10 protein-coding genes are annotated in these 8,846 nt (G+C 75.8%); 6 read left to right on the top strand and 4 right to left on the bottom strand.

Annotated features, from left to right (window positions below; genetic code table 11):
• The first annotated feature begins 101 nt into the window (after positions 1 to 101).
• Positions 102 to 425 carry a hypothetical protein gene (locus ACI797_RS27680; RefSeq protein WP_456864048.1) on the top strand — a complete coding sequence of 108 codons (324 nt, stop codon included), beginning with the start codon at positions 102 to 104 and terminating at the stop codon, positions 423 to 425.
• 9 nt (positions 426 to 434) lie between these two features.
• Positions 435 to 650, top strand: coding sequence for a hypothetical protein (locus ACI797_RS27675; RefSeq protein ID WP_456864045.1), 216 nt, complete (start codon positions 435 to 437; stop codon positions 648 to 650).
• Here the strand turns inward: ACI797_RS27675 and dapF are convergent.
• Genes dapF through ACI797_RS27660 form a run of 3 tightly spaced genes read right to left on the bottom strand, consistent with a single transcriptional unit; the run spans position 647 to position 3,134 of the window.
• Positions 647 to 1,510, bottom strand: a complete 864-nt coding sequence (gene dapF, locus ACI797_RS27670) for a diaminopimelate epimerase (RefSeq protein WP_456864042.1) — start codon at positions 1,508 to 1,510, stop codon at positions 647 to 649. The two genes, ACI797_RS27675 and dapF, sit on opposite strands and share 4 nt — an antisense overlap.
• On the bottom strand, positions 1,507 to 2,430 hold the full coding sequence (gene miaA, locus ACI797_RS27665) for a tRNA (adenosine(37)-N6)-dimethylallyltransferase MiaA (RefSeq protein ID WP_456864039.1): 924 nt from the start codon (positions 2,428 to 2,430) through the stop codon (positions 1,507 to 1,509). The genes dapF and miaA overlap by 4 nt, the downstream gene beginning before the upstream one ends.
• A complete protein-coding gene (locus ACI797_RS27660; RefSeq protein ID WP_456864036.1) occupies positions 2,427 to 3,134 on the bottom strand; it encodes a hypothetical protein in 708 nt (235 codons plus the stop codon). The genes miaA and ACI797_RS27660 overlap by 4 nt, the downstream gene beginning before the upstream one ends.
• 41 nt (positions 3,135 to 3,175) lie before the next feature.
• Between ACI797_RS27660 and ACI797_RS27655 the strand changes: the two genes are divergently transcribed.
• Together ACI797_RS27655 and ACI797_RS27650 are read left to right on the top strand one after the other, a co-directional pair.
• Positions 3,176 to 4,762 (top strand): DUF349 domain-containing protein, encoded by a 1,587-nt coding sequence (locus tag ACI797_RS27655; protein ID WP_456864033.1) that lies wholly within the window; start codon positions 3,176 to 3,178, stop codon positions 4,760 to 4,762.
• A gap of 7 nt (positions 4,763 to 4,769) precedes the next feature.
• Positions 4,770 to 5,480 (top strand): alpha/beta fold hydrolase, encoded by a 711-nt coding sequence (locus tag ACI797_RS27650; RefSeq protein ID WP_456864030.1) that lies wholly within the window; start codon positions 4,770 to 4,772, stop codon positions 5,478 to 5,480.
• Here ACI797_RS27650 and miaB read toward each other — a convergent pair.
• A complete protein-coding gene (miaB, locus tag ACI797_RS27645) occupies positions 5,477 to 6,922 on the bottom strand; it encodes a tRNA (N6-isopentenyl adenosine(37)-C2)-methylthiotransferase MiaB (protein ID WP_456864027.1) in 1,446 nt (481 codons plus the stop codon). The two genes, ACI797_RS27650 and miaB, sit on opposite strands and share 4 nt — an antisense overlap.
• A gap of 132 nt (positions 6,923 to 7,054) precedes the next feature.
• On the opposite strand from miaB, the gene ACI797_RS27640 reads away from it, so the two are divergent.
• Positions 7,055 to 7,783: an amino acid ABC transporter ATP-binding protein gene (locus ACI797_RS27640; protein ID WP_456864051.1), complete on the top strand. Its 729-nt coding sequence runs from the start codon at positions 7,055 to 7,057 to the stop codon at positions 7,781 to 7,783.
• A 60-nt stretch (positions 7,784 to 7,843) separates the two neighbouring features.
• Positions 7,844 to 8,737, top strand: coding sequence for a glutamate ABC transporter substrate-binding protein (locus ACI797_RS27635; RefSeq protein ID WP_456542749.1), 894 nt, complete (start codon positions 7,844 to 7,846; stop codon positions 8,735 to 8,737).
• Positions 8,738 to 8,846: the final 109 nt, after the last annotated feature.

Below are 8,846 nucleotides of genomic sequence, written 5' to 3'. Positions count from 1 at the left end.
CCCGCCCCCCGCCCCCCCCCCCCCCCCCCCCCCCCCCCCCCCCCCCCCCCCCCCCCCCCCCCCCCCCCCCCCCCCCCCCCCCCCCGCTGCTGGTGGTCAGCATGGCCGGCTTCGGCTGGGCGGTGGTCGCCTACAACATCACCCAGGTCAGCTTCCGGCAGCGGCTGTGCCCGCCCCACCTGCTCGGCCGGATGAACGCCTCGGTGCGGTTCATCGTCTTCGGCACGATGCCGCTGGGCGGCCTGCTGGGCGGCGTGCTGGGAACCTCGATCGGCGTGCTGCCCACGATGTGGGTGGTCGTCGCCGGCCACGGCCTGGCCGCGCTGTGGGTCGTCACCAGCCCGCTGCTGACGATGCGCGAGCTGCCCCGCGAGTGGGACGAGACCGCGCCGGACCCGGGGATGAGCCCGGCGGCCGCCGGGTAGGGCCGGGGCATGAGCGAGCACGGCGCGACCAGCACGAGCAGCGACGTCGACGACCCCGGCGCCGACCCCAAGGGCCTCGACCCCCCGCGCAACGTCCTCTTCGGCGGCAGCCAGGACAGCGGTCAGGGGCGGCCGGAGGGCGAGGGCAACGTGGGCCCCGCCGACAAGCCCGAGCCGCCCACCGAGGAGCCGGAGACCCGGGCCGACAGCCCGGACAACCCCTAGCCCAGCCACTCCGCGGTGAGCTCGCCGGCCGCCACGACGACGGCCGGCCCGGTGAGCACGGTGGCGCCCTCGCCGATCCGCACCGCGAGCCGCCCGCCGGGCACGTCCACGACGACGTCCCCGGTGGCGGCGCCGCTCGCGGTCACCGCCGCGTAGGCCGCGGCCACCGCGCCGGTGCCGCACGAGCGGGTCTCGCCCACGCCGCGCTCGTGCACGCGCAGGCGGATGTGCCGGCCCGGGTCGAGCACGTTGACGACCTCGACGTTGACGCCCTCGGGGAACAGAGCGGGGTCGACGACCGGCGGCGCCGTCAGGTCGAGGGTCTCGACCGGCACGTCGGTGAGGCAGACCAGGTGCGGGTTGCCCATCGAGACGGCGAGCCCGGGCAGCGATCCGCCCGGCACCTTCGCGTCCCCGCGACCGAACGGCCGCGCCGGGCCCATGTCCACCCAGTAGCCGCCGCCGGGCACCGCGCCGACCCGTCGCGGGCCGCCGCGGGTGCCCACCAGCACGCCGGCCGCGCAGGCGGCGCGGTCGAGCAGCCCCTCGGTGACCAGCACGTGCAGGAACAGGCGGATGCCGTTGCCGCACATCTCGGCCAGGGAGCCGTCGGCGTTGCGGTGGTCCATGAACCACTCGCAGCCGGCGAGGTCGGCGCCCAGGACGGCGGGCGCGTCGGGCACGTGCACCGAGCGGACGACGCGCAGCACGCCGTCCCCGCCGATGCCGGCCCGGCGGTCGCACAGCCGGCGGACCAGGTCGGGGGTCAGCCGGTCCTCCGGCCAGGTGGCGCCGTCGGGGTCGGGCAGGACGACGAAGTCGTTCTCGGTGCCGTGCCCCTTGAGCACCCAGTTGGTCACGCCCCGATCGTACGGGCGGCGACGTGGGCGGTGACGGCGTCGGCCAGGTCGGGCCGGGCGGCGTCGAACCAGGTGAGCGCGGCGTCGCGGCGGAACCACGAGCGCTGGCGGCGCACGAAGCGGCGGGTGGTGCCCACCGTCCGCTCCCGTGCCTCCTGCGCGGTCAGCGCCCCGTCGAGCTGCGCCAGCACCTGCGCGTAGCCGAGCGCCCGCGAGGCGGTCGGGCCCTCGCGGAGGCCCTCGGCGGCCAGCCGCTCCACCTCGGCCACGAAGCCGGCCGCCCACATCCGCTCGACGCGGACGGCGACCCGCTCGTCCAACTCCGCCGGCTCGCGGTCCAGGCCGACGCCGACGACCGGGTAGTGCGGCGTGGGCTCGGGCAGCGTGGCGCGGAACGGTCCCCCGGTCAGCTCGACCACCTCGAGCGCCCGGACGATCCGCCGGCCGTTGCTGGGGAGGATCGCCCCCGCGGCCGCGGGGTCGACCGCGGCCAGCCGGGCGTGCAGCGCGGCCGGGCCGACGTCGTCGAGCTCGGCGGCGAGCCGGGCGCGGACCGCCGGGTCGGTGGCCGGGATGTCGAGCTCGTCCAGGACGGCGCGGACGTAGAGACCGGAGCCGCCGACCAGCAGCGGGACGACGCCGGCCGCCCGCAGCCGGTCGACCGCCGCGCGGGCGTGCCGCCGGTACTCGGCGACCGACGCCGGCTCGCGGACGTGCCAGAGGTCGTAGACGTGGTGCGGCACACCGCCGCGCTCCTCCGCCGTCGGCTTGGCGGTGCCGATGTCCATGCCGCGGTAGAGCTGCATGGAGTCGGCGTTGACCACCTCGCCGCCCAGCCGCCGCGCCAGCTCGACGGCGAGCGCGGTCTTGCCGGTGGCGGTCGGCCCGACGACGGCGACCACCGGGGGCGGCGTGCTCACGCGGCGACCCAGTCGGCCACCAGGTAGCCCACGCCGAAGGGCGCGTCGTCGTGGTGCAGCGTCGCGGTGACCGCCGCGCCGGCGAGCGCCGCGCCCACCGCCCGCCAGACGGGCACGCCGGCGGCGAGCAGCCGCTCCCCCTCCGCCGGGTCGAGCGCGGCCAGCGCCGCGGCGTCCCCGGCGGCGAGGGCCGCGGCGACCGCGGCGTCGAACGGGGCCGCGGCGTCGTCGAGGTGCCCCGGGGCCTTGAGCGTGCGGCGGGCCGACCCGTCGCCCATGGCCAGGATCCCGACGTCGTCGGGCACCCCGGCCAGGACGTCGGCGAGGTCGGCCGGGCCGACGCCGAGCCGGGTGCCGCCGTGGCCCGCCTCCTCGAGCAGCCAGGCCCCGATGGTGTGCGCCAGCGGCAGCCGCCGCCCCTCGGGCCGGATCCGCCCGGCGAACGGCACCTCGAGGTCGACGCCGAAGCCGCGGAGGTCGCCGGCGTCCCCGGCGCCGAAGCGCTCGCCGGGACCCGCTCCGGGACCGACGACGACGACCACCTCCGGCGCGGCGGCCAGCACCGCGTCCACGGCGACGGCGCACGCCGCCCGCAGCGGCGCGGTGTCGGCGGCCGCCCGCCCGGCCACGGCGGGGGGCAGCATGGGCGGGCACGGGCAGAAGGCGACAGCGACCGTGCGCGCCCCGACGGACGAGGTACTCACGCCGAGCAGTCTCGCCGATGCGGCGTGGGACACTGCGGTCCGTGTCGAGCACGCAGAGCCCCGGAGACGGGACGCAGCAGGCCCTTCCGCCGGATGCGGCGGCTTCCGACGCGGTGACCCCGGAGGCGGGGACGCCCGCGGCGCCGGTGCCCGGCGACGCGGAGCTGGCCGACCCCACGGCCGACGCGACGGCCGGGACCCCGGCGGCGGAGACGCCCGCGGAGGCCACGGCGGACACGACGGCGGAGGCGCCGGTCGAGGCCCCGGTGGAGGCGGCGCCGGTCGCAGCACCTGCGGAGGCGACGCCGGACACCGTCGTCGAGCCGGCGGCGGCGAGCACCCCGGTGGTCGTCCCCAGCCCGGCCGCCGTGCCGACCCACGCGCCGATGGCCGAGACCCCCGCCGACCCCGCTCCCGTCGCCACCGACCCCGCCGAGTGGGGCCGGGTCGACGAGGAGGGCACGGTCTACGTGCGCACCGCCGAGGGCGAGCGCGCCGTCGGCTCGTGGCAGGCCGGCGACCCCGCAGCGGGGCTGGCGCACTACGCGCGGCGCTACGACGACCTGGCCACCGAGGTGTCGCTGCTGGAGGCCCGCCTCAAGGCGCACACCGGCAACCCGGGCGAGCTCAAGGCCAAGGCGCAGGCGCTGGCCGACTCCATCCCGACCGCGGCCGCCGTCGGCGACCTCGACGGCCTCGCCGCCCGCGCGCGGGCGATGGTCGACACCGCCGACTCCGCCGCCGCCGAGTCCCGCGCCGAGAAGGCCGCCGCCCGGGCCGCGCAGATCGCCCGCAAGGAGGCGCTGGCCGCCGAGGCCGAGCAGATCGCCGCCGAGTCGACGTCCTGGAAGGCCGCCGGCGACCGGCTCAAGGCGATCGTCGAGGAGTGGAAGACGATCCGCGGGATCGACCGCAAGACCGACGAGGCGCTCTGGTCGCGCTTCGCCGCCGCCCGCGACGCCTTCGGCCGCCGCCGCGGCGCGCACTTCGCCGCGCTCGACGCCCAGCGCAACGAGGCCCGCGCGGCCAAGCAGGAGCTCATCGCCGAGGCCCAGCGGCTGTCGGCCTCGACCGACTGGGGTCCCACGTCGGCGGCGATGCGCAGTCTGATGGACCGCTGGAAGGCGGTGCCCCGCACCGGCCGCGACGGCGACGACGACCTGTGGAAGCAGTTCCGCGCCGCCCAGGACGTGTTCTTCAGCGCCCGCGCCGAGCAGGACAAGGCCCGCAACGCCGAGCAGCTGGCCAACCAGCAGCAGAAGGAGGAGCTGCTCGCCGAGGCCGAGAAGATCGACCCGTCGTCCGGCGGCGCGCAGAACCAGCTGCGCCGGATCCAGGAGCGCTACGACGCCATCGGCCACGTCCCGCGCGGGGCGATGCGCACGCTCGAGGACCGGATGCAGGCCGTCGAGCAGAAGGTCCGCGGCGCCGCCGACGCCGGCCGCGCGCGGGTCGCGCCCGAGAACCCCATGGTGACGTCGATGCGCGCCGCGGTGACCAAGGCCGAGGAGCAGCTGGCCAAGGCGCAGGCGGCGGGCGACAAGAAGCGGATCGACGAGGCCGAGGCCAACCTCGCCACCCGCCGCGAGTGGCTGGCCGAGGCCGAGAAGTCCGCCGGCCGACGCTAGGCGCCCGGTGGCCGACTTCGTCCTCGTCCACGGGGCGTGGGGCGGCGCCCACGTCTGGCGCCACGTCCGCCGGGCGCTGACCGGCGCGGGCCACTCCGCGACGGCGCCGGGCCTGACCGGCACCGGCGAGCGCGTGCACCTGGCCAGCCCGCAGGTCGGCCTCGGCACGCACGTCACCGACGTCGTCCACCACGTCGTCTACGAGGACCTCGCCGACGTCGTCCTGGTCGGCTTCTCCTACGGCGGGATGGTGGTCACCGGCGCGCTCGACGCGATCGGCGACCGGGTGCGCGCGCTGGTCTACGTCGACGCGTTCGTGCCCGCGGACGGCGACAGCGTGCACGGGCTGCTGGGCGCACCACCGCCGGGGCCGCCGCGGCCGGGGGACGCGTGGCTGGTCGACGGGCCGGCGCGGGTCTACGACGATCCCGCGGAGGAGGCCTTCGCCACCCCGCGCCGCACCCCGCAGCCGCTCGCCTCCTTCACCGAGGCGGTGCGGCTGTCCCGCCCGGTGGCGGAGTGGCCCTTCTCCCGCACCTACGTGCGCGCCACGGTGCCCGAACCGGGCGTACCCCCGAACCCCGCGTTCGAGGAGGCGGCCGCCCGCGCCCGCACGTCCGCCGCGTGGCGGTACCGCGAGATCGCGACGACGCACCTCGTCCCGCAGAACCGGCCCGGAGAGCTGGCGGAGATCCTGCTCGAGGCCGCCGCCGGCTAGGCCGGGGCGCCGACCGTCGGCATGCCGAGGAGGATGCCCGGCGTCGTCGGCCGGGTGCCGGCCTCGCTCGCGTCGCCGGCGCGGGTGCGCCGGTGGGACAGCAGCGCGCCGTCGGCGATCAGGTGGTGCGGCGCGGCCTGGGTGAGCACGGTCTCGACGACGTCGCCCGGGCGGACCCCCTCGGCGGCGGTGAAGTGCACCAGCCGGCCGTCCCGCGCCCGGCCGGTCATCCGCCCCCGGGCGGCGTCCTTGCTGCCCTCCCCCGCGGAGACGAGCAGCTCCACGGTGGAGCCGACCAGCGCGCGGTTCTCGGCCCAGCTGATCTCGTCCTGCAGGGCGACCAGGCGCTCGTAGCGCTCCTGGACGACGGCCTTGGGCAGCTGGCCGTCCATCTCGGCGGCCGGGGTGCCCGGGCGCTTGGAGTACTGGAACGTGAAGGCGCCGGCGAAGCGCGCCTGCCGGACGACGTCGAGGGTCTGCTCGAAGTCCGCCTCGGTCTCCCCCGGGAAGCCCACGATGATGTCGGTGGTGATCGCGGCGTCGGGCATGGCGGCGCGGACCCGGTCGAGGATGCCGAGGTAGCGCTCCTGCCGGTAACCGCGGCGCATCCGGCGCAGGACGTCGTCCGAACCGGACTGCAGCGGCATGTGCAGCGCGTGGCAGACCGCGGGGGTCTCGGCCATCGCGTCGATGACGTCGTCGGTGAACTCGCGCGGGTGCGGGCTGGTGAACCGGATCCGCTCCAGGCCCTCGATGCGGCCGGCGGCGCGCAGCAGGTCGGCGAAGGCGCCCCGGTCGCGGAACTCGACGCCGTAGGCGTTCACGTTCTGCCCGAGCAGCGTCACCTCGAGCACGCCCTGGTCGACGAGGGCCTGCACCTCGGCGAGGACCTCGCCCGGACGGCGGTCCTTCTCCTTGCCGCGCAGCGCCGGGACGATGCAGAACGTGCAGGTGTTGTTGCAGCCGACGCTGATCGACACCCAGCCCGAGTAGGCCGAGTCGCGCTTGGCCGGCAGGGTGGACGGGAACACCTCGAGCGCCTCGGCGATCTCCACCTGCGCCTCGGCGTTGTGCCGGGCCCGCTCCAGCAGCGCCGGCAGCGAGCCCACGTTGTGCGTGCCGAAGACGACGTCCACCCACGGGGCGCGCCGGACGATCTCGCCGCGGTCCTTCTGCGCCAGGCAGCCGCCGACGGCGATCTGCATGCCGGGGTGGGCGTCCTTGACCGGCCGCAGGTGCCCGAGGTTGCCGTAGAGCCGGTTGTCGGCGTTCTCGCGGACCGCGCAGGTGTTGAGCACGACCACGTCGGCGTCGTCCTCGTCGGGGGCCGGCCGGTAGCCGGCGGCCTCGAGCAGCCCCGAGAGCCGCTCGGAGTCGTGCACGTTCATCTGGCACCCGTAGGTGCGGACCCGGTAGGTACGGGCGGGGGCGGTCGCGTCCATGTCAGCTCCCGAGGGTACGGCCCCGGCCCGTACCACCCGCTTCGTTATGGCTTCGTGACGGCCGGGACACGTCCGGCGATTTCCGGCCCACCTAGGGTCTGCACCGTGGTCAGCCCTCCGAGCACCGAGCCGCTGGTGCGGCTCGCCGGTGTCAACAAGTGGTTCGGCGACCTGCACGTCCTGCAGGACGTCGACCTGACGATCGAGCGCGGTGAGGTGGTCGTCGTCATCGGCCCGTCCGGCTCGGGCAAGTCCACGCTGTGCCGGACGATCAACCGCCTCGAGGCGGTCCAGCAGGGCGAGATCGCCATCGACGGCCAGCCGCTGCCGCAGGAGGGCCGCGACCTCGCCCGGCTGCGCGCCGACGTCGGCATGGTCTTCCAGAGCTTCAACCTCTTCGCGCACAAGACGATCCTCGAGAACGTCACGCTGGGGCCGGTCAAGGTGCGCGGCACCCGCAAGGCCGACGCCGAGAAGCGCGCCCGGGAGCTGCTCGACCGGGTCGGCGTGAGCGCGCAGGCCGACAAGTACCCGGCGCAGCTCTCCGGCGGTCAGCAGCAGCGGGTGGCGATCGCCCGGGCGCTGGCCATGGACCCCAAGGTCATGCTCTTCGACGAGCCGACGTCGGCCCTCGACCCCGAGATGATCAACGAGGTCCTCGACGTCATGACCTCGCTCGCGCGCGACGGCATGACGATGGTCGTGGTCACCCACGAGATGGGCTTCGCCCGCCGGGCGGCCAACCGGGTGGTGTTCATGGACGGCGGCCGGATCGTCGAGACCGCCGACCCGGAGACCTTCTTCACCAGCCCGCGCTCGGAGCGGGCCAAGGACTTCCTCTCCAAGATCCTCCACCACTGAGGACCTCCGCCGGGCCGGTCCGGCACGCACCACCCCGCACCACGAGAAAGGGACCCGTTCATGCGCATCACCCGAACCGCGGCCGTCCTGGCCGCCGTCGGCGTCGTCCTCGCCGGTTGCTCCAGCGAGGCCGGGCAGGACACCGAGGAGCAGGCCGAGAGCACCCAGGAGGTGCAGGAGGACGTCGAGTTCGAGGCGGGCACGACGATGGCCGCCCTCAACGAGGCGGGCGCCGTCACGGTCGGCACCAAGTTCGACCAGCCCGGCTTCGGCCTGCTGAACCCGCAGACGGACCGCCCGGAGGGCTTCGACGTCGAGATCGCCGAGATCATCGCCGCGGAGCTCGGGATCGACCCGGAGAACGTCACCTTCGTCGAGACGGTGTCGGCCAACCGCGAGCCGTTCATCCAGAACGGCCAGGTCGACTTCGTCGTCGCCACCTACACGATCAACGACACCCGCAAGCAGGTCGTCGACTTCGCCGGGCCGTACTACGTCGCCGGCCAGGACATCATGGTCGCGGCGGGCAACCCCGAGGGCGTCGAGGGGCCGGACGACCTGGCCGGCCTCACCGTCTGCTCGGTCGAGGGCTCGACGCCGGCGCAGAACATCCGGGACAACTACCCGCAGGCCACGCTCGTCACCTACGACGTGTACTCCAAGTGCGCCGACGACCTGCGCAACGGCAACGTGCAGGCGGTGACCACGGACAACGTGATCCTCACCGGCCTGGTGGCCGGCAGCCCGGACGACTTCGAGCTGGTGGGCAACCCGTTCACGGAGGAGCCCTACGGCATCGGCCTGACCAAGGGCGACGACGAGTTCCGCACGTTCATCAACGACGTGCTCGAGGCGTCCTACGAGGACGGCCGCTGGGCCGAGGCCTGGGACAGCACCGTCGGGCAGATCACCGGCGAGGAGGCCCCCGAGCCGCCGGCCGTCGACCGCTACTGAGCACCGGGGGGGGGGGGGGGGGGGGGCGGCCCCCGCCCCCCCCCCCCCCCGGGGGTGGTGGGCGACGTCCTCCTGGAGGACCAGCAAATATAAATAAGAGACCCTGCCC

This window comes from Geodermatophilus sp. SYSU D00691, assembly GCF_054050275.1.
This window is presented reverse-complemented; position numbering and strand designations above follow the sequence as displayed.